This window comes from Arthrobacter russicus (assembly GCF_031454135.1).
Classification (GTDB): Bacteria; Actinomycetota; Actinomycetes; order Actinomycetales; family Micrococcaceae; genus Renibacterium; species Renibacterium russicum.
This window is the reverse complement of sequence record NZ_JAVDQF010000001.1, coordinates 2626518-2648300: the sequence shown is the minus strand read 5'-3', so window position 1 is coordinate 2648300 and position 21783 is coordinate 2626518. Positions and strand designations below refer to the sequence as shown.

The window sequence follows — 21783 nt, the reverse complement described above, 5'->3', positions numbered from 1 at the left end:
ACTTCCAGGCCCCGAAGCTGAGCAGAAGTGCTGCAGCCCCAGTTTCACTGCCGGTTCCGGGGCTGCATCGCCTGTGCCACCAGGGCCAAGAACTCCTCCGCGTGGAAGATCAGCAGCGAATACTTGATCCGCAGAGTCGGAATCCCGTTGATCACGCACTGGTTGTTCCGCCGGCGGTCCTCGTCGAAGGCGTGCGCCGAACTGTGGTGTTCCCGCCCATCCAGTTCGACGCCCAGGACCCCGTCCACCAGTAGGTCCAGGCGGCCGATTCCGGGAACATACTTTTGGACCTGCACCTGGTAACCGGCATTTTCGAGCAGGTATCTCGCCACGGTCTCCAAAATCGATTCCGACGCCGGGTTGATCCGGTCCACGATGCTGCGGATCCTGGCATTCCGATGGCCCACCGTGGCAGCGCGGAGCTCAGCCAAGGAAAGCCTCCGCAACGCCACGCTCGACTCTGCAACCACCAGCGCCTCGAGCTCCGGCAAACAGCGCAGGCATTGGAGCACGACCTCGAGCAGGCTGCAGCGCGCCCTGCTCCGGTGCTTCACGAAGGGGCCGCTGATCCGGCTGTTCGTCACCGCCGCATGCACTTGGCCTGGCCGGTGCAGTACCCAAAGGCCGCGAGCATCTGCGGCAGAGACACAACCGAGCTCGGCACCGCGGCGGCGCGCTTCGACCCACCAATCCGAAGCCTCCGGCAACGCATAAACACCGCGCGGATGCCGGAGCAGAATCCCGGAATCCACCGCTTCTTGGATCGTCGTGAGGCTGATCCCGGCCCGTAGCAACTCAAGGCGCCGCAGCACGCCGCCTTGCGATTGGGCAATTTCCCGCACCCTGCTCTGCATCCACCCATCGTCGCCTGAAGGTGCCGCCAGGTCAGCCCGCGGACACCGGGATGTGGATAACTCCTGCCCCGCTTCCGAGCCCGGATCCTGAGCAGAAGTGCTGCAGCCCAGGATTCGGCGTGGAAAGCAGCGCTGCTATGGCAGGTCGACGATCCTCAGCAGCTCGACCGCGGGCGGCGGATCGGTGGCCAACCGCGAGCAGGCGACGACGTCGAACCGTTCCGTCCCGTAGCGCAGTTTCTGCCGCTGCAACCCCTCAACGCTGAAGCCGGCACGTGCCGCAACCGCGCCGGACGCCGGATTATTGGCCCGATGCCCGAGTTCCAGCCGAAAAGTCTCGCCCTGCAGGAACAACCAGGCGCATACGGTAGCCACTGCCCGGCTGGCCAAGCCTCGGCCCCGGGCCGATTCCGCCACCCAGTAGGAGACCCAACCGGTCTGGTGCCGGGATTCCAGATCGCGCACCGCGACATTGCCAACCGCGATTCCGGCAATGTCGATGGCGAAACTGAACTCGCTCGGCGAGGCGGCCCACCGGTGATCGGCGATCCAGCGCGTCGCCGCAGAAGGGTCAAGCATTGGCGGCCCTTGATGTGCCATGTCCGGCGCCCGGAACGCTTCGAGAACGGATTCGGCGTCGCCGGCCCGCCACGGTCGCAGAAAAGGCTCAGTTTGCGCGGTCATCCGTTGACGCTATCACTGGCCTGAGATCACTGGGTCAAAAGGGCGCTTTGCGAAGCGTCCACCCCGTCCTGGGTCTTCGCTACCAAGGTCAGCACATCGTACGTCGCCACGATCTCATCGTTCTGGTTGTGCAGAATCGCGTCCCAGCAGACTTCGCCGTAGTCCTGGTCTTCACGCGGCGTGATCTGCTTCGCGGTCAGCGTCACCCGGAATGAATCACCGGCCGCGAGCGGGGTGATGAAGCGCAGGTTCGCCAAGCCGTAATTGGCCAGCACCGGGCCCGGGGCCGGCTCCACGAACAGCCCCGCCGCCCAGGAGAGCAGAAGATAGCCGTGCGCCACGATCCCCGGGAAGAACGGATTGGCGGCCGCGGCTTCGGCATCGGTGTGCGCGTAGAAGGTATCGCCGGTGGAGTTGGCGAAGTCCGTCACGTCCTGCAGCGTGACTTCACGCAGCCCGGAGCCGAAGGCGTCGCCGATCCGCAGTTCGGCGAGCGACTTTCGGAACGGGTGCACCGCGTCGAAATTGCGGTCGGCCCCGGGGTGCCAGACGCCGGTCACCGCGGTGAGCATGTTCGGTGAACCTTGGATCGCGGTGCGCTGCATGTGATGGTGCACCGAACGGATGCCACCGAGCTCCTCGCCGCCACCGGCCCGGCCCGGCCCCCCGTGCACCAGATGCGGCACCGGGGAGCCGTGCCCGGTGGAGGACCGGGCATCCTCGCGATTGAGCACCAGCACCCGGCCGTGGTGCGCTGCGATTCCGGCAACCAGCTGTTGCACGATCAACGGATCGTTGGAGCACACCGACGCCACGAGTGACCCGGCACCCAGCGCCGCCAGGCGGATCGCTTCATCGATGCTGCGGTAGCCAATCACCGAGGTCACCGGGCCGAAAGCCTCGAGCTCGTGGATTTCCCGGGTGTCCGGATCATCCCAGCTGAGCAGCACCGGAGACATGAAGGCACCCGATTCGACCAGACCGATCGATCCGTCGCGCCGGGTCACCTGAGGCGAATCCAGGGTTCCGTAGACCAATTCGCCGCCGGCATCGAGCATCGCCTGCACTGCCGCCCGGACGTCGGCCAACTGGTCCAAGGAGGCCAGCGCGCCCATGGTCACGCCTTCAGCCCGTGGATCGCCCAGCACCACCTTTTCGGCCAGCCGGGCCGATAGTGCGGCGACGACGTCGGCCTTGAGCACCTCGGGAACGATGGTGCGCCGGATGCTGGTGCATTTCTGCCCGGCCTTCACCGTGATCTCGGTTGCCACCGAGCGGACGAAAGCATCGAATTCCGGCGTCCCGGGGCCGGCATCGGGGCCCAGGATGGCAGCATTGAGCGAATCGGTTTCCGAGGTGAACCGGACGCCGCCGAAGACCACATTCGGGTGCCCCTTGAGCACTTTCGCGGTGGACGCCGAGCCGGTGAAGGCAACCAGGTCCCGGTAATCCAAGTGGTCCAGGAGATCCCTGGCGGATCCGGAAATCAGTTGGATCGCGCCTTCCGGCAGGATCCCGGATTCCAGCATCAACCGGACCATCGCCTCGGTCAGGTACCCGGTCGGCGTGGCCGGCTTGACGATACTGGGCACCCCGGCGAGGAAGGCCGGGGCGAACTTCTCCAGCATGCCCCAGACCGGGAAGTTGAAGGCATTGATCTGCACCGCGACGCCGGGTATCCGGGTGTAAAGGTGTTCTCCCACGAAGGATCCGTCGCGGGAGAGGACTTCGAGCGGCCCGTCGATCACCACGTTCGAGTTCGGCAACTCGCGCCGGCCTTTGGAACCGAAGGTGAACAGCACTCCGATGCCGCCGTCGATGTCCACCAGGTTGTCGATTTTGGTCGCGCCGGTCTGCGCCGAAATCCGGTACAGCTCCTCACGACGGCCGTTGAGGAACTGGGCAAGTTCTTTGAGCTTGAGCGCGCGCTGGTGGAAGGTGGAATCGGCCAGGTTCCGCTGCCCGGCTTCCCGGCCGTAGCGGACGACGGCGGCCAAGTCGGCTCCTTCGGCGCTGACTGCGGCCAAGGCCTCGCCGGTGTTGGCATCGCGGGCGATCGGCGCGTTCTCCGGCGCAGAATCCGGAGTCCACCAAGCGCCTTCCAGGTAGCTGGGCACAATCGTCAGGGCAGTAGCCGTGCTGGTCATCGTCGACATTCCTTCAGCTGGATCCGGGAACTGGCTCAATCACTGAAAACTTTACTGAACGAGCGGTCAGTAAATGATCCTAGCTTAGCGCAATCGCGCCGTGGCGTCAGCCCCGGCGCGTGCCGGTTCCGGGACTTCCGCGTTGGCGATCCGATCGAAATCGACGAATCTGCGCCAGAGCCAACCGGCGACGTCGTCGGGATCGCCGGGGTTCGCCGAATGCAGCCATTCGTGCAGGACGCCGAAAATCGCGCCGCCGAAAAAGGCCGCGGTCCGGGCCACCCGAAGGTCACTGGCACCCCGGCGCTTCGGATAGTGCTCGGCGCCTTCGGCCGCAATCTCGATGAACCCCTTCAAAAGGTTGGCTTGGATTCGCGCGCTGCCGTTCTCACTGAACACCCACCGGTAGAGCCGGATATGCCGGTCCACATGCCGGAAGAAGGCCAGAATATTCTGCGCCGGCGCTGCCGGATCCATGGCGAACCCCGGGGAATGGGCGCCTTCCGCAGCTTTGGAGATATCCCGCAGCTCGGCGCCGAGCGCGTCGTCGAGCACCGATTCCACATCGTCGTAGTGCAAATAGAAAGCCGCCCGGCTCACCCGGGCGTGCTTCACGAGTTCACTCACCGTGACTCCGGTGCGGCCCTCAGCACCCAGCAATTCCATCGCGGCACAGCGGAGCCGGGCAATGGTACGCACCTTCCGGGGATCCGGCGCCCGGCCAGAAGGGATCAGGGGTTCGGCTGAGCCTGCCATGCCTGCAGTCTAATAGACATCTGTCTATTAGACTAGTGCTCCGCCGGCTCGCTGACGATCAGCAGCAAAGAGCCGGCGAAGAACGGCTGGCTCCGGAGCGCTCCATACCGCGCATCCCAGGCCCCGGACGCCAAGTCATCGGCCAAAGACCGCACGGCGGCCGCTTCTTGTTCCGCGGTGATGAAGCTCCATGCGGAGTTCGCCCGGCGGGCCAGCGGGTCCAGGAACATTTCCGGTCTGCCGTAGTACGCCTCGCCGAATCCGTCCCGGCAGTCGAGCGGAATTTCGACGGTCTCGCTTCTGACCTCCCCCAGCACCCGCGCTATCCGCTGCGGAGCCGGATACCGCCGGGCCTCGGTGGCGATCACCTCGGCCGCATATTCGGCGAGCCAAAACCGGTGCAACAACTGCGGATCACAGGTGAGCACCGCCACCGGCCCGCGGGTGACCCGCCGCAGCTGCCGCAGACCGGCGTCGAGGTCTTGCCATTGGTGCACCGTGAAGGTGGCCATCGCGGCGTCGAAGTGGCCGTCCGGAAACGGCAGGCTTTCCGCCGATCCGGGAATCGCCCGGCTCAACCAGGCCGGTCGCTGCGACCGCATTGTGGCGCTGGGTTCGATGGCGGTGACCGCCCGGTCCAGCGGCTCGTAAGAACCCGCACCGGCACCGACGTTGAGCACCGTACGCGCCCCACCCAGCGCCTCGAGGATCTTTGCCGCGATCACCGGCTCCGGCTGCCGGTAGGCGGCATAATCTGCTCCGATCGCCGTGTAGTCGGCATCGCCCGCACTGCCGTCATCGAATGCCATGCTCCGAGCCTAATAGGCTGGTCGCATGTGGAAAATAGAACTGGGCGAACTCGACCGGAAAATGGGCGTGCAGATCGTCGAAGAGTCGGTCGACCGCGTGGTGGCCACGATGCCGGTGGCCGGAAACCGCCAGTCGTTCGGCCTGCTGCACGGCGGCGCATCGCTGGCCATCGGCGAAGCCGTGGGCTCCTGGGCGGCCGTGATCCACGCCTCGACCTTGGGCAAAACCGCCGTCGGCGTCGACGTCTCCGCAACCCATCACAAATCCGCCCGCGACGGCGTCATCACGGTCATCGCCACGCCGCTGCAATTGGGCCGCACCATGACCAGCCACCAAGTGCTGATCACCAACGAGGCCGGCGAAAGGCTCTGCACGCTCCGGATCAGCAACCTCTTGCTGGAACCGCGCTGATCGGTTCAGCGCCGTTTGGCCAGTCGGAATTCCAAGCCGGCCTTCACACCCGGCCATTCGTTGGGCAGAATCGAAAAGACCACCACATCGCGCAGCGTGCCGTTGGGCAGCCGCGAATTGCTGCGCAGCACGCCGTCCTGCTTGGCGCCGAGCCGGGCGATCGCCGCACGCGACTGGTGGTTGTGCCAAGAGGTCCGGAACTCCACCGAAGTGCAACCCAGCGTCTCGAAAGCGTGCGAAAGCAACAAGAGTTTGGAATCCGGATTGGTACCGGAACCTTGGGCCCCGGCAGCGTTCCAGGTGGATCCGATTTCCACCCTGGGCAGCGAAGCGTCGATGTTCATGAAAGTCGTCATCCCGACGAGCTTGCCGTCGCCGAGCCGACGGGTTGCGAACGGCAGCATCGACCCTTGCGTTTGCAACTCCAGCCGGCGGTCGATCTCCGCCGCCATTGCTTCCGGTGCAGGGATCGCGGTGTACCAGAGCTTCCACAGCTCGCCGTCATTGACCGCATCGACCAGACCATCGTGATGGTCCTGGCTGAGCGGCTCGAGACGGACGTATTCTCCGGTCAAAGTCACGGGCAGGATCGACGTCATGATCCCCATCCTAGGACCCGGAACCCACCGGCAGTTCCGTGAATCGGCTCGCAGAAGACATCATCTCTTCAACTGAGGTAGTGAATCTCTTTTTCTGATTTAAGAAATAGGAAATGATAACAATCATTCGCGGAAATACTCGACCCGTTCTCCGAAAATGCGTAACCCACACTCCGGAATCAACGGAATCCCGTTTCTGTTAGGATGAAATGCCCTTCAGGCAGCCCGTTTGATGAGACGATCCATGTTGAAAACATATTTTATGGGGGAAATATGATTTTTTGGGAAACAATCTGGGCGATTGTCTTTTTCTTTGTCTTGGTAAGCTATTTGATTCTGCTCTTCCAAATCGTTGGGGATCTGTTCCGGAACCGCGATCAGAGCGGCCTGGCCAAGGCCCTCTGGGTATTCTTCCTGCTGGTCTTCCCAGTGTTCGCAGCGCTGGTGCACCTGATCATCCATGGTGACGATATGGCCGACCGAGCAAATTGCCGCCGCCAAGATCCTCTTGGACGAAGGCGGCATCGACGCGACCGAATATGCGGCATTGAAGGCAAAAGCGCTCAGCTGATAAGCCGCCTCACGGCAAACCGCGAGTTTACCGAGCACTCGGGGCAGGGCTGCTACCAGCTGAAAAAGCCCTGCCCCGATTTGCGGCCCAGTTCGCCGCGGGCAACCTTGTCCCGCAAGATCTGCGGCGGCTCGAAGCGCGGCCCCACGGTGCCGGCGAGATATTCGGCAATGCCCAAACGCACGTCCAGGCCCACGACATCTGTGGTCCGCAACGGCCCCATCGGATGCTTGTAGCCCAATTCCATCGCGGTATCGATATCCGCCGCGGAGGCGACGCCTTCCTCGAGCATCCGCATCGCTTCCAAGGCTATGGCCACGCCCAACCGGGACGAAGCGAACCCCGGAGCATCCCGGACCACGATGGCCTGCTTGCCCAACGCTTCGATCCAGTTCTTCGCGGTCGCGACCAAGGCGTCCGGGCTGCGTTCACCGCGCACCAGTTCCACCATGGTCGAGGCCGGCACCGGATTGAAAAAGTGCATCCCCAGGAACTGTTCCGGCCGGCCGAGCACCGCAGCCAGCCCGTTGACCGACAGCGAGGACGTGTTCGTCGCCAACACGGCTCCGGCGGACAATGCCGCTTCAGCCCGTTGCAGCGCTGCGACTTTGAGTTCGAAAATTTCCGGAACCGCTTCGACCACGAGGTCTGAGCCGCTGAGCTCCTCGATCGAGGTGACCACCGAGAGGTTGCGCAGAACACGCTCCGGCGGGCCCGCCAGCATCCCCCGGTCCGCAGATTTCAGCACTGCCTCCTCGACCCGGCCGCGGGCTGCGGCGATGAACTCCGCCGAGGCCTCGGCCACGGTCACCGCGCAGCCGTTGACCAGAAAGGCGTGGGCGATGCCGGCGCCCATCCGACCGCCGCCGATCACCCCGACGTTGCCGGGCAAACCGCTAGCGCTGGGCAGGCTGCTCATTTTTTCTTCCTTTCCAGGAATGCCGTCATCCGTTCGAACTTCGCCGGCGCTTCGAACAGCACCGCTTGGGCTTCCATGTCGGCTTCCGGATGCGCCCCCGCCGGGGCATGGAACACCGATTTGGTGTACTGCACGGCAAGCGGGTCTTGGGCGGCAATCCGATCGGCGAGCGCGTTCGCCGCCGCGATCAGCTCTTCCGGGGGATGCAGCGCGGAGACCAGACCTGCAGCCAGCGACTCCTGGGCGTCCAATACCCGGCCGGCGAGCAGTACTTCTTTCGCCAAAGGCTCCCCCACGAGCTCGCGCAATCGCCAAGAGGCACCGGCCGCAGCCAGGATCCCGAGCGAAGTCTCCGGATTGCCGATCTTGATCGACGGTGTGCCCAGCCGGAAATCCGCGGCGAATGCCAGTTCTGCGCCACCACCGAGCACATAACCGTCCAACGCCGCGATCACCGGCATCGGAAGCTGCGCGATCCGGATGAACAGCTTGATGTTGATCCCGGCCAGGGCATCAGCACGACGGCGTTCACGCAGCTGGGCGATGTCCGCCCCGGAGGCGAAAAAGCCGCCCCGCTCTTGCTGCGTTCCGGTCAGGATCAGAATCTTCGGACTCGCTTCGAGCGACGCGCACACCCGGTGCAGTTCGTCCACCATCTGCTGGTCGATCGCATTGCGCACCTCGGGCCGGTTGAGCCGGACCAGCACCCGATCCGCTGATTCCTCGATGATCAGGGTCTGCCAATCAGCTTCCGGCTGCCGGTTCATGCCCGCTCCAACAGCAAAGCCGTACCCTGGCCGACGCCGACGCACATCGTCGCCAAACCCAGTGCGGCGTTTTCCCGTTCCATCCGGCCGAGCAAAGTGATCGCGATCCGGGCGCCGGAGGAACCGAGCGGATGCCCCAAGGCAATGGCGCCGCCGTCGGCATTGACGATCTCCGGGTCCAGGCCCAAGCGCTGGATGCTGGCCAGTGACTGCGTGGCGAACGCTTCGTTGAGTTCCACCGCACCGATCTGGGACAGCCCGACGCCGGTCCGCGCCAAGATCTTCTCGGTGGCCGGCACTGGGCCGAGCCCCATGATCGCCGGTTCCAGGGCCGCTGCGACGCCATCGACCACCCGGGCTCTGGGCTTCAACCCGAAGCGCTGCAGCGCTGTATCGGAAACCACCAGCACGGCCGAGGCCCCGTCGTTCAGCGGAGAGGCATTCCCGGCAGTGACTACGCCGCCCGGCCGGACGACTGGACGCAGTGCCGCCAGCGAGGCCAATGAAGTATCCCGGCGCGGTCCTTCGTCTGCAGTGACCAGCACCGTGGATTTGCCCGCCACTGCCTCCACCGGGACAATTTCCGCCTCGAATCGCCCGGCATCGACGGCAGCGACGGCCCGCTGGTGCGAACGCAGGGCGAAGGCATCGGCGACCTCGCGCGTGATGCCGTCCGACGCGGCGACTTCTTCGGCGGTTTCCGGCATCGAGAAGGTATCCCGTTCGCTGAACCTCGGGTTGCTGAAACGCCAGCCGATCGACGTGTCGAAGATCTGTCCGGGCCGGGCAAAGGCCTTCTCCGGTTTCGCCATGACCCAGGGCGCCCGGCTCATCGACTCGACTCCACCGGCGACAACGACGTCGGCGGCACCTGCCGCGACCATCTGGGCAGCGAGCGTGATCGCAGACATTCCGGAGGCGCACAATCGGTTGACGGTGATCCCGGGCACGGTATTCGGGAATCCGGCCAGCAGCAAAGCCATCCGGGCCACGTTCCGGTTGTCCTCCCCGGATTGGTTCGCATTGCCCAGGATCACTTCGTCGACCGCTGCCGGATCGATGCCGGTGCGTTCCAGCAACGCCGCAAGCACGGTGGCGGCCAGATCGTCGGGGCGCACCGAGGAGAGCGCCCCGCCATAGCGGCCTACCGGAGTCCGCACCCCATCGACCAGAAACGCTTGCGCCATTGCCACTCCTCAACGCTGAAGACCGTCAGTCAATTACTGACCAATCGTTCACTAATTGCCTCCAGCATTCCACAGCGCCGCGAGTGCGGTCAATCACCGCTGCGGCACCGCGTATGTTGGAAACATGCCTGCCGCGAACCGTCCCCTGCAACGATTCCGGGTCCTCGACTTGGTGGTCGCAGGGCTTTTCCTGGGCAGCCTGCTGCTTTTCAGTTCTGCGGCGATCACCGTCGACGGCGCCCTCTCGGAGTGGTTGCTGAGCATCCTGCACCGCCCGGAAGCGGTCAATCTCGCGGTGAATCTGGCGCTTTCCAGCTGCCTCTTCATCCTCGCACTGATCGCGGCCTGGCCGGCCCTGCAGCAGGACAGTCTGCTCTACCGGCGTCGGCCGCTCCTGGCTTTCGGCATCGTCCCCTTGGCCTTGGTGGCGATGCTCATCAGCACCGCGGCGCTGGTACTCGCCGCCGGCGGCCCCGCCGGGTCGGTGAACCAAAGCGGGCTGGAATCGATGATGCGGGTGCTGCCCCCGGCCGCCGTCGTCCCGTTGCTGGTGGTCACCGGCCCCTTCGTCGAGGAATTCGTCTTCCGGCATCTGCTGATCGGCAAACTCAGCCGATACCTGAACGTCTGGATCTGCGCAGCGATTTCGCTCTTCGCCTTCGCTTTGCTGCACCTGGCCGGCAAGGAAGCGATCACTTTCCCCACGCTGGCGCCCTATCTGGGTCTGGGCTTGGTGCTGGTGCTGGTCTATGTGCTCTGCGGCCGGAACCTGCTCCTGGTTTACTCATTGCATCTGGCCAAGAACCTGCTCGCCCTGCTGGTCTTCTATTCGATGCTCTGACTGAGCTGCCCGGGACTCGGCAACCCGGCCCTGCGACATCGCCAACTCCCGGGAACCGGGCAAGCTCCCAAACCATCGCCGGAAGTCGCGGTCGTGGCTGACCGCGAGCAGAGCGCCCGCGAACTGGCCGAAGAGCTCTTGGAGCTCATCGACGAGTTGCGGGGCGAAGTGGTTGGTCGGTTCATCGAGCAAAAGCACGTCGTGCCCAGCCGACAGCAGACGCGCCAAGGCCAACCGCCGGTACTGGCCCGCGGACAAGGTTCCCACCGGCAGGGCGAAATCCGCACTGCGGAACAACCCCAGGCGCAAAAGCAGTTCGGCGTGCTCATCGATGTCACCGACCCGGCCGGCCGCGTAGGCCGGCAACAAGCGCTGGTTCGGCCGCTCCGGCAGCGGAAGATCCTGGGGCAGGTACCCGATGTTGCCACGACGCCGCACCTCGCCCTGCACCGCCACCTGGCCGGCGCCGGCCAGCGCATGCAGCAAAGTGCTCTTTCCCGCACCGTTCGGCCCGGTGACCAGCAGCTTCGCATCGGCCGCCACCGACAAGTCCAGCCGGTCCAGCCGGCCGGGAACCCGCAGCCCCCGCGCCTCGAGCACGGCGCCGGCAGTGCTCGGTGCACCCAGCTGCGCGGCGAGCCGCAGAGGCTCCGGCGGGCGGTCGATCGGGTTGGCTTCCAACCGGCGCAATCGTTCCCGGGCATTGCGGATCTGCGAGCTGACCGCAGCCTCGACCAAACCGGTGTGCCGGTCGAAAGCCATTTTGTTCTTGTCCTTGATCCGGCCGTAGGCAACCCTGCCCTCGGCCCCCGCGGCTTTCTGCCGTTCCCGGGCGATCGAGCTCAACCAGTGTTGGTATGCCTGTTCCCAGCGGGCCCGTTCAGCGCGTTTTTCGGACAGATAACCGGTATAGCCATTGCCGTACCGGCGGAGCTCGGCACGGTCAGCGTCGACCTCGAGCACGGTTTGCGCAATCCGCCGGAGCAAAACCCGGTCGTGCGAAACCACGACCACCGTGCCGCGGTGCCCGGCCAAACGGCCTTCCAACCAATCCAAGCCGGCGGCGTCCAAGTGATTGGTCGGTTCGTCCAGCAGCAAAACCGGAGCCGGATCCGCCAACAGGCAGGCCAAGGCCAACCGTTCCGCCTCACCGCCGGAGAGGCTGGACACCTTGCGGTCCCGGACGATCCGGCCCAGGCCCAAGCGGTCCATCGCCGCATCCAGCAAAGCCTCAGCACGGTAACCGCCGCGCAGCGCGAAGCGGGTGGCCAACTCGTCGTAACGGTCGACCGTCTCCGGATCGGCCGCCGCGAGCTGCGCCTCGAGGACGTGCAGCTCGGCTTCCATCGCCCGCACCTCGGACAAGGCCGCGTCAAGCGCCGTCTGCACCGTGCTGCCTTCCGGCCAGCGGTGTTGCTGCGCCAGATATCCCGCCGCAGTCGCGGGCTGCACCTGCCCGGCTTCCGGCAACTCCTGCCCGGCGAGCAAGCGCAGCAGCGTTGATTTGCCGGCGCCGTTCTCCCCGATGACGACGACGTGTTCGCCGGGCGGAATGCTCAAATCCACCGAGTCGAGGAGCAGCCGGTCACCGTAGCCGTGCGAGACGCCGCGCAGCAGCAGTGGCACCGCTGCCGAAGCAGTGGCCGGGAGGGTTGGCATGTCGAATCTAACGTGGCGGGAAAACGCCATAGTGGACCTCGCAATCGAACGTGGGTAGACGTTTCGGGTGGATTGCGCTCAGTTGTCCATGTTTCAACGGTAGCAGCGTCCTTTACGATTGGTCCATGCCCGGCGCTATCGAGCGATTGACCAGCACCCAGGGGATCATCGGCCCACGGGGTTCGAAACGCCTTGCCGCAGCGGCAGCTCCCGGACCGGAGCGAGCTGGACGACGTCGTCGAACATTTCTGGCAGACCAGCTGGGACTTTCCGCCGGGGCGGCCGCAAACTACCGAGACGCTGCCTTTCCCCTGCCAGCATCTGACCTTCGAAAGACTGGACGGTGTGTGCAGCATCCGGATCACCGGGCTTTATCAGCGGGTCTGGCAACGCGAACTGTCCGGCGAAGGGGAAGTCTTCGGGATCAAGTTCCGGCCCGCGGGATTCCATGCAGCCTTGGGCCTGGCCCCGGGCGAGTTCACGGATCGCACGGCGGACGGAGCCGGAATCCCGGGAATCGCAGATCTGGCAGCGCGGATTTGGCATAGCGACGGATTCGCCGAACGCTGCCAGGCAGCCCAGAATTGGCTCTCGCCTCGGGCCCGGCCCACCGACCGCACCCGGCTCGCAAATCGCATGGGAAACCCGGCACTGCGCGTCGGAACCGATCTGGAACGGCTCTTCGCGATCAGCACGCGCAGTGCCAATCGGCTGCTCACCGAGCAGGTGGGCCTGGGCAGCAAATGGATCCTCTCCCGCGCCCGGCTGCAATCGGCCGCGGAACACTTGGCCGCCCGGCCGCAGTGCACCTTGGCAGAGTTGGCTGCCGAGGCGGGGTACGCGGACCAAGCGCACTTTTCCCGTGATTTCGCCAGGGTGCTCGGCCGGCCGCCGAGCAGCTACCGGAAAGAGCTGGCTGCCTTCGAGGACTGAAGCTGTCCGCGATATCCTGTCGCCCCGGAGTTCTGCGGCGTAGCGTTTGGCCATGACCTATTCAGTCCAAATCGCAGTCGACGCGCAACACCCGCACGACCAAGCAGATTGGTGGGCGGAAACTCTCGGTTGGCAGGTCGAGCCGTCGAACGAGGAGTTCATCCGCTCGATGATCGCTCAGGGCTTCGCCACTGAGGATCAAACCGCGTTGCATCGGGGCGTTCTGGTGTGGAAGGACGGCGCGGCAATCCGCAAACCCGGCGATGCGGGGCCGAACCCGGCCGAACGGATGCTGTTCCAGACCGCACCCGAAGCCAAGCAGGTCAAAAACCGGGTTCATCTGGATATCAGGTTGGCCGGAGACGACAAAGACGCAGTCCGCGCCCAGCTGGAAGCCCGGGGCGCGAGCTTCCTCTGGGCAGCCAGCCAGGGGCCGCACAACTGGTACACGATGGCCGATCCGGAAGGCAACGAGTTCTGCATCGGATAGTCCGGGCTCGCCCAGGCCGGGCTGAAGCCATGAGCGTGGCGAATCCGTCCATCCGGTGTGAGCGTGAAACGTCGTCGTGGGCTTTCCGATCAGTAAACTGGCGGGGTGAGCGAATCAAGCACCGAATCAGTCTCGGACATCTTCGATCCCAGCCGTTGGCGCGCAGTCAGCGGCTTCGACGACTTCCAAGACCTGACCTACCACCGGCAACACGAAAACGGTGTCGACCTGCCCACCGTGCGGATCGCCTTCGACCGGCCCGAAGTACGCAACGCTTTCCGGCCGGGAACCGTGGACGAGCTCTACCGGGCTTTGGACCACGCCCGGATGACGCCCGACGTGGCCACTGTGCTGCTCACCGGCAACGGTCCCAGCCCGAAAGACGGCGGACATTCCTTCTGCTCCGGCGGCGACCAGCGGATCCGGGGCCGGGACGGCTACCGCTATGCCGAAGGCGAGACCCAGGAAACCATCGACCCGGCGCGCGCCGGCCGGCTGCACATCCTGGAAGTGCAACGCCTGATCCGCACCATGCCCAAAGTGGTGATCGCCGTGGTCAACGGTTGGGCGGCCGGCGGCGGCCACTCGCTGCACGTGGTCGCGGATCTCAGCATCGCGTCCAAAGAGCACGGCAAGTTCAAACAGACCGACGCCACGGTGGGGAGTTTCGACGCCGGTTACGGTTCCGCGCTGCTGGCCCGGCAGATCGGCCAAAAGCGCGCCCGCGAGATCTTCTTCCTGGCCCGCGAGTACTCGGCGGACGAGATGGTTGCAATGGGTGCGGTCAACGAAGCAGTGCCGCATGCCGAGCTGGAAAATGTCGCCCTGGACTACGCTGCGGACATTGCCAGGCAGTCGCCGCAAGCCATCCGGATGCTCAAATTCGCGTTCAACCTGGCCGATGACGGCCTAGCCGGGCAGCAAGTCTTCGCCGGTGAGGCGACCCGGCTGGCCTATATGACCGACGAAGCGGTGGAAGGCCGGGATGCGTTCTTGCAGAAGCGCGATCCGGACTGGCAGAACTTCCCGTACTACTTCTGAGGCCCACCCGTGAACCCCGACGAATTGCTCAAGGCGCTCGCCGCCGCGCTGGCCGGTGAAGGCCGCGCGGTCAGCCTCAGCCCGGACCGCGTGGAACTGATCGACGCCGAATCTGCCGGAGCTCCGGAAGGCACCGCCGTGGTGGTCGGCACCTCAGGGTCCACCGGTCGGCCCAAACGGACCATGCTCGGCGTCGACGCCCTGGCTGCCTCCAGCATGGGCACTGCAGTCGCGCTGCGCGGTGAAGGGCAATGGCTCTTGGCCTTGCCCACGTTCTACGTGGCCGGAGTCCAAGTCCTGGTCCGCTCGCTTTTCGCCGGGACCCGGCCCGAAGTGATGCGAGGCGCCTTCAGCCCGGAAGCCTTCACCGCCGCAGCGCAGGAGATGACCGATCCCTTCCGCCTCACCTCCTTGGTCCCCACCCAGCTGCAGCGCCTCATCGACGCCCCGGAGTCGCTCTCCGCACTCCGGAGGTTCAATGCGATCCTGCTCGGCGGCGCCCCGGCGGGCGAGCAGCTGTTGCACCGGGCGCTGGACCTCGGACTCAATGTGTTCACCACCTACGGCAGCGCGGAAACCTGCGGGGGCTGCGTTTACGACGGCGAACCGCTGGACGGCGTGGAGGTCGCGGTCGACGACGGCCGGATCCTGCTCGGCGGCGAGGTCCTGGCCGCCGGCTATCTCGGCGATCCGCAGCGCAGCGCAGCGACGTTCCGCGAACTCAACGGAAAACGCTGGTACCGGACCGAGGATTTGGGCGAGTTCGACGAGTCCGGCCGGCTCCGGGTGATCGGCCGCGCCGATGATGTGCTCATCACCGGCGGGCTCAAGGTCTCCGCCGCAACGCTGGCCGGGCAGCTGCAACAGCTTTCCGGGGTCCGCGACGCCTTCGTCACCGGGGTGGCGGATCCGGAGTGGGGGCAACGGGTGCTTGCCGCGGTATTGCTCGATCCTGGCAGCGAACTCGGTGAACCCAGGCTGCGTGCGGCCGCAAAAGAGTTGCTGGCCCCGCACGAGGTGCCCAAGCGGTTCTTGGTCCTGCCGGAATTCCCGTATCTGCCGCAGGGCAAAATCGACCGGCAGGCGCTGATCGAACGGTTGCGCGCGGCGGATTCGGACGATCTCGGGGAGAATGGTCAACGTTGAACGAAAATTCCGTGGAAAGGACCCCTGTGGCCAGCCCTGCCCGTCGACCAACCGTGAGCCAGTGGATCCAAGGCGCCCGGTTGCGCACCCTGCCGATGGCGATAGCACCGGTGATCATCGGCTCGGCCGCCGCTTACCTGATGGGCAGCTTCAGCTTGTTGAACGCGTTGCTCGCCGCGGTGGTGGCGCTGTTCCTGCAAATCGGGGTCAATTACGCCAATGACTATTCGGACGGCGTGCGCGGCACCGACGACGTACGGGTAGGGCCCTTGCGTCTGGTGGGTTCCGGCACGGCGTCGCCGAGGCAGGTGAAGTTCGCGGCTTTCGCCACCTTCGGCGTCGCGATGCTGGCCGGCCTGCTGCTGGTAGTGATTTCGCAATCCTGGTGGTTGCTCCTGGTCGGAGCTGGATGCATCCTCGCGGCCTGGGGTTATACCGGTGGGAAAAATCCCTACGGCTACCTGGGTCTGGGCGACCTCTTCGTCTTCGTGTTCTTCGGCCTGGTCGCCACCCTGGGCACCACCTACACGCAGAGCGGCAGGATCAGCTGGGAAGCCGTGATCGGCGCGGTCAGCACCGGGTTGATTGCGACGGCGCTCCTGATGGCCAACAACGTCCGGGACATCCCCACCGACTCCCAGGCCGGCAAACGCACGCTTGCCGTCCGTTTGGGCGACCGGAATGCCCGGCGCGCTTATGTGGTGATGCTCGCGGTCGCGATCCTGTTGCCGTTGGTCCTGGTCGCAGCACACCCTTGGCTGCTGATCGTGCTGCTGCTGGTCCCGGCGATCCTGCTGCCGAGCTGGATCATGCTTTCCGGGAAAACCCGCAAAGCCCTGATCCCGGTGCTGCAGCAGACCGGTCTGATCAACCTCGGATTCAGCGTGCTCTACGCTGTGGCGTTGGTCTTGGCCAAAAGCTTCTGAGGCTCTGCCGAATCGGCAAGGACGGCTCAGTTGGCCAGGAAGTCTTTCGGGATCTGCCCCGCCCGGTCCTCCGGCTTGGCCGGCTTCTGGGCCGAGTTGATCGTGACCTCGGGATTCTCCGCGACCAAGGAGTCTTCGATGTCGCCGTCGGTGACTTTGCGCTTGGCCCGTTCCCGGCGCGCTTCCGGGGAGACCGCGCTGCGCATTGCCGCTGCTGCGGCGTCGCGCTGCGGGCGGAAGAAGAGGTAGGAAATGCAGAATGCGATCAACGCTGCGGCGATCGCCGAGAAAATGGCGCCCAACTGCAAAATCAGGAAGACGATGAAGAGCGGCACGAAGACCGCTACTCGGATGAGGAAGTATTTCCAGAAAGCCACGGAGCCAGTTTACCCGGCTTCGCTGGGCATCCGCTTTGCCGGTCCGGAACCGCGGCTTTGGCGGCTGCACAGCCAGCGACGATAGACTAGAGCATGCTTCGTTACGTGCCGCTCCTGATCATCGTCGGCCTAGAACTGTTCGCTTTGATCGATTGCCTCCGCAGTGAACGCGCCGATGTCCGCACCCTGCCCAAGTCCGCCTGGGTGCTAATCATCATCCTTTTGCCGATCGTCGGCTTGGTGCTCTGGTTCACCCTGGGCCGACCCCGGTATAACGCGGCAGGCCCGGCGGCCCGGCCCGCGGTGCTCGCACCCGACGACGATCCGGAGTTCCTGCGCAACCTCGACGTCGCCCGCCGGCAGCGGGCTGAAGAAGAACGTTTGGAAAAGCTGCGTCGGGACCTCGAGGAACGCGAACGCAAACTCCGGGACCAAGACAGCTGAGCTGGTTCGCCACATGCAAAACGCCCTCGGGGCGGAAGCAGGAGCTTCCGCCCCGAGGGCGTTTTGCATGGTTCGTCATGCGACCGGTTTAGCCCGGTGCTACTCCGCCGTAAGAGTGCAAACCGGAGAAGTAGATGTTCACGATCGTGAAGTTGAAGACCACGCAGAGCCAGCCCACAATCGAAAGCCAGGCGGCGCGGGTACCGGTCCAGCCACGGGTCGCCCGGGCATGCAGATAGCCCGCGTAGACCACCCAGATCACGAAGGTCCAGACTTCTTTGGTGTCCCAGCCCCAGTAACGCCCCCAGGCTTTTTCAGCCCACATGGCACCGAAAATCAAGGTCAGCGTCCAACCGACGAAGGCGATCGCGTTCAACCGGTAGGAGAGGTTTTCCAGGCTCAAAGCCGATGGGGACAAACGCATGAACGGCAGTTTGTCGGGCTTGCCGGCAGCCAGGCGCCCTTCCCGGCGGGACTGGATCAGCTGCAGCACGCTCATCGCGAAGGTCAGCGTGAAGAGTGCCGAGGAGAGCACCGCGATCGAAACGTGGATGATCAACCAATAGCTTTGCAGCGCCGGCACCAGGTGTCCCACCGGCACGTAGAAGGCACTGGCCGCGGCGAAGAGCATCACCAGCACCAGCCCGATCACGAAAGTGCCCAGAAAACGCAGATCACGCCAAATCAGGACGATCAGGAAGACTGCGGCAACCAGGAATCCGCCAGTGGTGCAGAATTCGTACATATTGCCCCATGGCACCCGGCCGGAGGCTACCCCTCGGGTCACCACGCCGACGCCGTGAATCAGCACCGCGAGCAGGGTCAGCGCGACGCCCACCCTCGCAGCCACCCGGCGCTCGCCCGCGTACTTCATGGAGTCCGGCGCAATCGCCGCCGATCCGGAGGACGACGGCGTCACCGGCCGTTCCGCGAGATCTTCGGTGATGCCATTGGCCTTGGACGCCGCGCCAACGCTGACCGGCTCCCGCAGCATCGCGTCCTGGGCGGCTTTCGACTGGAGTTCCACAGCTTTGGTCGTCCGGCTCGAAACCACGAGATCCCAGGTGAATGCGCAGAACGCAACCGCATAGGTGGCGGCCGCCAACAGCATGAACAACGCGCTGTATTGGCCGAGTGATTCATTGATCTCTGGCATTAGTCTTCCTTTGCTTTCGGATCTTCGGCAGCGGTGGCGTCTTCGGCCCCAGCACGTTCATCCTGTTCGCTATTCTCCGAGATATTCCAGGTCTTGACCAGTTGGTTGCGCAAACCGCTCGCCTCGGAGGATAAACGGTAGTCCTCGCCGCGGGCCAGCAGACCGTACTCCACCATCACCCGGCCGTCCGGATGCTCACCCGTGCGGACCCAGATCCGACGCCGCGAAAGGAACAAGGATCCGAGCAGCCCGATCACCGCGGTGACCGAGAAGAGCAGGACGTATTGCTGGGCCGGGTTCGACCGCACTTCGATGCCCGCATACCGGGTCAGCCCGTCGAAGGTGATCGACCCTTTGCCCTCCGGCAGCTGGTAGGTCTGCCCGCCGGAAAGGCTGATTCCGCCGGCCGGGAGTTTCCGGTCGTTGAGCGGCTTCAGCTTCGATGCATCCAGCACGAAGACGTTCTGCGGTTGGCCATTGTCCAGGCCCAGGTCGCCGTAGTACGAATTGAGCAGCACCTTCGGGTTGCCGGGATCGGGATCGATCGAGATGTCCACCCCGTCCGCGCCCTGGAAAGCCGTCGGCAGGAACAGCCCGGAGAAGCTCAGTTGGTCTGGTTTGGCATCCGGGACCTTGATCACCACCGAGGAAGTGAAGTCCGGATCCTGCAACCTGGCCACGACGAAGTCGGAGAACGCGACATTGCCGTTCCCGTCCCTGACCGTGAAGTGCGGCGCATAGCCGTTGCCCAAGAGGTAGAGCGAGGTGTTGGCGACTTCGAGCGGCTCATTGACCTTGAGGATCTTCTGCTGCGGTTGCGCCTCCGGTGAGTCTTTGACCGTCAGATACGCGGTGAAATCCAGTGGCTGGACTTTCCGCGAGGTCGAATTCCGGTCGAATTGCACATCGAACTTGTCCAATTGCACCGAGAACGGCTGCAGCCAATTCGGGTCGAAGTTCGTGCCCTTGGTGAATTGGTCGATCGAGGCGAGGTTGTTGACCACGGTGTCCCCGGTGACCAAGACCCGCTGGTAGGAGAAGCCGAACAGGCCGCCGATCGCCACCGCGACCAGCACACCGATCAGCGATACATGGAACACCAGGTTGCCGATTTCCTTGAGGAATCCGCGCTCGGCCCCGACGCTGGGCCGGTCCCCGTCCCGCACGTCGACCCGGTAACCGCGTTTCTTCAAGATGGCCCGGGCGTCTTCGATCGCCGCCTGCGCACTCAGGCCGGCGGCCGCCGGAATCTGCAGCGTGCCGTATTCGGGCAGTCGGGAGAGCCGCGCCGGGGTGCGCGGCGGCACCGAGCGCATGGCTTTGTAGTGCTGCCGGGCCCGCGGCACCACGCAGCCGATGAGCGAGATGAAAAGCAAGATGTAGATTGCCGAGAACCAGGATGATTCGAACACGTCGAACAGCTGGAACCAGTCCATGATCGGCCCGGAGACCGGATTGTCCTGGATGTACTTGGCGACCACTGCGGTGCTTTGGATCCGCTGCGGGAAGATCGAGCCGGGCACCGAGGCCACAGCCACCATCAGCAGCAGGAAAAGTGCCGTCCGCATACTGGTCAGCTGGGTCCAGATCCAGCGCAGCATGCCGAGGAATCCCAACTTCGGCAGGGCGACATCGTCCTTGGCCGTCTGGTCCGCTGCTCCGGACGTTTTTTTCTTCGAACTCAATTTCTCACCCATCAAATCGGCAACTTAACCGTGAAGACCCACAGCTGCAATTGGTTGATCAGAAGATTCCACACTCCGGTGACCATCAGCAGACCCACTGCGATCAGCATGCCACCGCCGACCCGCTGCAGCAGCAAGCGGTGCTTGCGGAAGAACTCCAGCGCGCCCATGCCCCGCCGGAAACCGAGCGCGATCAGCAGGAACGGGAGCCCCAACCCCAGAGAGTAGATGAAGGTCAGCAACGCTCCCTTGGTGGCGCTGGTGCCGCCCGAGAAGGAAAGCAATTGGACTGCGCTCAGCGTCGGGCCGATGCAGGGCACCCAGCCCAAGCCGAACGTCAGGCCCAGCACCGGCGCCCCCCAGAGCCCGGCCGGCGGTTTGGCATGGATCCGCGCCTCGCGCTGGAACATCCCGAAACCGCCCATGAAAACGATGCCGAGCACGATCACGACGACGCCCATCAGCTGGGTGATCCAGCCCGCATTGGTGGAGACCCAGGTCCCAATGGCGCCCAGCGCCGTGCCCAAAGCGACGAAGACCACGGTGAATCCGAGCACGAAGAGCGAAATCCCCAAGAACATCCGGCCGCGGCGCTGTTGACCCAGGTCTACTCCGGTGAGGCCGGTGACATACCCCAGGTACCCGGGCACCAAAGGCAGGACGCAGGGCGAAAGGAAGGAGACCAGACCGGCCAGCAGCGCCACCGGCATTGCCAGCAGCAGCGAGCCGTTCTGAATCGCCTCGGCGAACGGATTGTTCACTTCTGCGCCGAGGGCGAAGCAGAGCCGCTGCCCGTACCGGCGTCCGGGCCTGCTTCGTTCAAAGCAGTTTTGATCAAGGCGTCGAGGGTGCTCTTTTCGGCCAGGCCCAGGATTCGGGAGGCAACCCGGCCCTGTTTGTCCAGGACCAAGGTGGTGGGCACAGCCGCCGGCGGCACGGTGGCCGAAACGCTCAGCAGAACTGCGCCGTCCTTGTCCTCGAAGCTCGGGTATGTCAGATTGAAGGTCCGGATGAACGGCAGCGCGGTGCCTTCCGCGTCACGGACATTGACCCCGTAGAAGTTGGCGCCTTTAGGGCCGAGTTCTTGGTTAAGCGCTTCCAAGTCCGGCGCCTCCACCCGGCACGGCGCACAGGCGGCGAACCAGAAATTGAGCACGGTCACCGATCCCACGAACGAGCTCGAATCGACCTTTTTGCCGCCGTAGAGCGTACCGACGAACTTGACTGGTTCGCCACGCTTGTCCGCGGCGAATTCGGTGACCGAGCCGTCCCCGGCCACATAATTCTTGTTGTCTCCGGCATTCGCCTGCTGAGCCAATGAGTCATTGGCCGAGCATCCGCTCAACACCAAGGCCGCACCGAGCGCCATTGCGCCGAACA

At 64.7% G+C, this 21783-nt stretch carries 24 protein-coding genes; 8 read left to right on the top strand and 16 right to left on the bottom strand.

Going from position 1 to position 21783, the window contains the following annotated elements:
• Positions 1 to 44: 44 nt before the first annotated feature.
• The 5 genes from JOE69_RS12375 to JOE69_RS12355 form a co-directional block, all read right to left on the bottom strand.
• Entirely contained in the window at positions 45 to 854 is an 810-nt protein-coding gene (locus tag JOE69_RS12375; RefSeq protein WP_309799146.1) for a type IV toxin-antitoxin system AbiEi family antitoxin domain-containing protein, read from the bottom strand.
• Between the two features lie 135 nt (positions 855 to 989).
• Positions 990 to 1538 carry a GNAT family N-acetyltransferase gene (locus JOE69_RS12370; protein ID WP_309799144.1) on the bottom strand — a complete coding sequence of 183 codons (549 nt, stop codon included), beginning with the start codon at positions 1536 to 1538 and terminating at the stop codon, positions 990 to 992.
• A gap of 26 nt (positions 1539 to 1564) precedes the next feature.
• Complete coding sequence (gene paaZ, locus JOE69_RS12365; RefSeq protein ID WP_309799142.1) at positions 1565 to 3685, bottom strand: phenylacetic acid degradation bifunctional protein PaaZ; 2121 nt, start codon at positions 3683 to 3685, stop codon at positions 1565 to 1567.
• Positions 3686 to 3769: 84 nt separating this feature from the next.
• A complete protein-coding gene (locus JOE69_RS12360) occupies positions 3770 to 4441 on the bottom strand; it encodes a TetR/AcrR family transcriptional regulator (protein WP_309799139.1) in 672 nt (223 codons plus the stop codon).
• 32 nt (positions 4442 to 4473) lie between these two features.
• Positions 4474 to 5250: a class I SAM-dependent methyltransferase gene (locus tag JOE69_RS12355; protein WP_309799136.1), complete on the bottom strand. Its 777-nt coding sequence runs from the start codon at positions 5248 to 5250 to the stop codon at positions 4474 to 4476.
• Positions 5251 to 5275: 25 nt separating this feature from the next.
• Between JOE69_RS12355 and JOE69_RS12350 the strand changes: the two genes are divergently transcribed.
• The gene (locus JOE69_RS12350) at positions 5276 to 5662 is read left to right on the top strand and encodes a hotdog fold thioesterase (protein ID WP_309799134.1); all 387 of its coding nucleotides are present in this window, start codon (positions 5276 to 5278) and stop codon (positions 5660 to 5662) included.
• Between the two features lie 5 nt (positions 5663 to 5667).
• On the opposite strand, the gene JOE69_RS12345 is transcribed toward JOE69_RS12350, so the two are convergent.
• The 5 genes from JOE69_RS12345 to JOE69_RS12325 all read right to left on the bottom strand — a co-directional run bounded on the left by JOE69_RS12345 (position 5668) and on the right by JOE69_RS12325 (position 9705).
• On the bottom strand, positions 5668 to 6261 hold the full coding sequence (locus JOE69_RS12345) for a GNAT family N-acetyltransferase (RefSeq protein ID WP_309799132.1): 594 nt from the start codon (positions 6259 to 6261) through the stop codon (positions 5668 to 5670).
• A gap of 216 nt (positions 6262 to 6477) precedes the next feature.
• On the bottom strand, positions 6478 to 6870 hold the full coding sequence (locus tag JOE69_RS12340; RefSeq protein WP_309799130.1) for a hypothetical protein: 393 nt from the start codon (positions 6868 to 6870) through the stop codon (positions 6478 to 6480).
• Between the two features lie 14 nt (positions 6871 to 6884).
• Complete coding sequence (locus JOE69_RS12335) at positions 6885 to 7751, bottom strand: 3-hydroxyacyl-CoA dehydrogenase family protein (RefSeq protein WP_309799128.1); 867 nt, start codon at positions 7749 to 7751, stop codon at positions 6885 to 6887.
• Positions 7748 to 8518: an enoyl-CoA hydratase/isomerase family protein gene (locus JOE69_RS12330; RefSeq protein ID WP_309799126.1), complete on the bottom strand. Its 771-nt coding sequence runs from the start codon at positions 8516 to 8518 to the stop codon at positions 7748 to 7750. The genes JOE69_RS12335 and JOE69_RS12330 overlap by 4 nt, the downstream gene beginning before the upstream one ends.
• Complete coding sequence (locus JOE69_RS12325) at positions 8515 to 9705, bottom strand: thiolase family protein (protein ID WP_309799124.1); 1191 nt, start codon at positions 9703 to 9705, stop codon at positions 8515 to 8517. The genes JOE69_RS12330 and JOE69_RS12325 overlap by 4 nt, the downstream gene beginning before the upstream one ends.
• A gap of 124 nt (positions 9706 to 9829) precedes the next feature.
• Between JOE69_RS12325 and JOE69_RS12320 the strand changes: the two genes are divergently transcribed.
• Positions 9830 to 10546 carry a CPBP family glutamic-type intramembrane protease gene (locus JOE69_RS12320; protein ID WP_309799122.1) on the top strand — a complete coding sequence of 239 codons (717 nt, stop codon included), beginning with the start codon at positions 9830 to 9832 and terminating at the stop codon, positions 10544 to 10546.
• On the opposite strand, the gene JOE69_RS12315 is transcribed toward JOE69_RS12320, so the two are convergent.
• The gene (locus JOE69_RS12315) at positions 10490 to 12205 is read right to left on the bottom strand and encodes an ABC-F family ATP-binding cassette domain-containing protein (RefSeq protein ID WP_309799120.1); all 1716 of its coding nucleotides are present in this window, start codon (positions 12203 to 12205) and stop codon (positions 10490 to 10492) included. The genes JOE69_RS12320 and JOE69_RS12315 overlap by 57 nt on opposite strands.
• 192 nt (positions 12206 to 12397) lie before the next feature.
• On the opposite strand from JOE69_RS12315, the gene JOE69_RS12310 reads away from it, so the two are divergent.
• From JOE69_RS12310 to JOE69_RS12290, 5 genes are all read left to right on the top strand, one after another.
• Positions 12398 to 13138, top strand: coding sequence for an AraC family transcriptional regulator (locus tag JOE69_RS12310; RefSeq protein WP_309799119.1), 741 nt, complete (start codon positions 12398 to 12400; stop codon positions 13136 to 13138).
• 52 nt (positions 13139 to 13190) lie between these two features.
• Positions 13191 to 13628, top strand: coding sequence for a VOC family protein (locus JOE69_RS12305; RefSeq protein WP_309799117.1), 438 nt, complete (start codon positions 13191 to 13193; stop codon positions 13626 to 13628).
• A 105-nt stretch (positions 13629 to 13733) separates the two neighbouring features.
• Entirely contained in the window at positions 13734 to 14669 is a 936-nt protein-coding gene (locus JOE69_RS12300; RefSeq protein WP_296362252.1) for a 1,4-dihydroxy-2-naphthoyl-CoA synthase, read from the top strand.
• A gap of 9 nt (positions 14670 to 14678) precedes the next feature.
• Entirely contained in the window at positions 14679 to 15815 is a 1137-nt protein-coding gene (locus JOE69_RS12295) for an AMP-binding protein (RefSeq protein ID WP_309799115.1), read from the top strand.
• 53 nt (positions 15816 to 15868) lie between these two features.
• Positions 15869 to 16741 (top strand): 1,4-dihydroxy-2-naphthoate polyprenyltransferase, encoded by an 873-nt coding sequence (locus JOE69_RS12290; protein ID WP_309799111.1) that lies wholly within the window; start codon positions 15869 to 15871, stop codon positions 16739 to 16741.
• Between the two features lie 26 nt (positions 16742 to 16767).
• Here JOE69_RS12290 and JOE69_RS12285 read toward each other — a convergent pair whose 3' ends face one another.
• Positions 16768 to 17118, bottom strand: a complete 351-nt coding sequence (locus JOE69_RS12285) for a DUF4229 domain-containing protein (protein ID WP_309799109.1) — start codon at positions 17116 to 17118, stop codon at positions 16768 to 16770.
• 93 nt (positions 17119 to 17211) lie between these two features.
• Between JOE69_RS12285 and JOE69_RS12280 the strand changes: the two genes are divergently transcribed.
• A complete protein-coding gene (locus tag JOE69_RS12280) occupies positions 17212 to 17562 on the top strand; it encodes a PLD nuclease N-terminal domain-containing protein (RefSeq protein WP_309799108.1) in 351 nt (116 codons plus the stop codon).
• An 88-nt stretch (positions 17563 to 17650) separates the two neighbouring features.
• Here JOE69_RS12280 and ccsB read toward each other — a convergent pair whose 3' ends face one another.
• The 4 genes from ccsB to JOE69_RS12260 are packed head-to-tail and all read right to left on the bottom strand — an operon-like array spanning position 17651 to position 21772.
• Positions 17651 to 18718, bottom strand: coding sequence for a c-type cytochrome biogenesis protein CcsB (gene ccsB, locus JOE69_RS12275; RefSeq protein ID WP_309799106.1), 1068 nt, complete (start codon positions 18716 to 18718; stop codon positions 17651 to 17653).
• Entirely contained in the window at positions 18718 to 20415 is a 1698-nt protein-coding gene (gene resB, locus JOE69_RS12270) for a cytochrome c biogenesis protein ResB (RefSeq protein ID WP_309799104.1), read from the bottom strand. The genes ccsB and resB overlap by 1 nt, the downstream gene beginning before the upstream one ends.
• Complete coding sequence (locus JOE69_RS12265) at positions 20415 to 21164, bottom strand: cytochrome c biogenesis CcdA family protein (protein WP_296362263.1); 750 nt, start codon at positions 21162 to 21164, stop codon at positions 20415 to 20417. The genes resB and JOE69_RS12265 overlap by 1 nt, the downstream gene beginning before the upstream one ends.
• Entirely contained in the window at positions 21161 to 21772 is a 612-nt protein-coding gene (locus JOE69_RS12260; protein ID WP_309799101.1) for a TlpA family protein disulfide reductase, read from the bottom strand. Before JOE69_RS12260 ends, JOE69_RS12265 begins: the two co-directional genes overlap by 4 nt.
• Positions 21773 to 21783 lie beyond the last annotated feature (11 nt).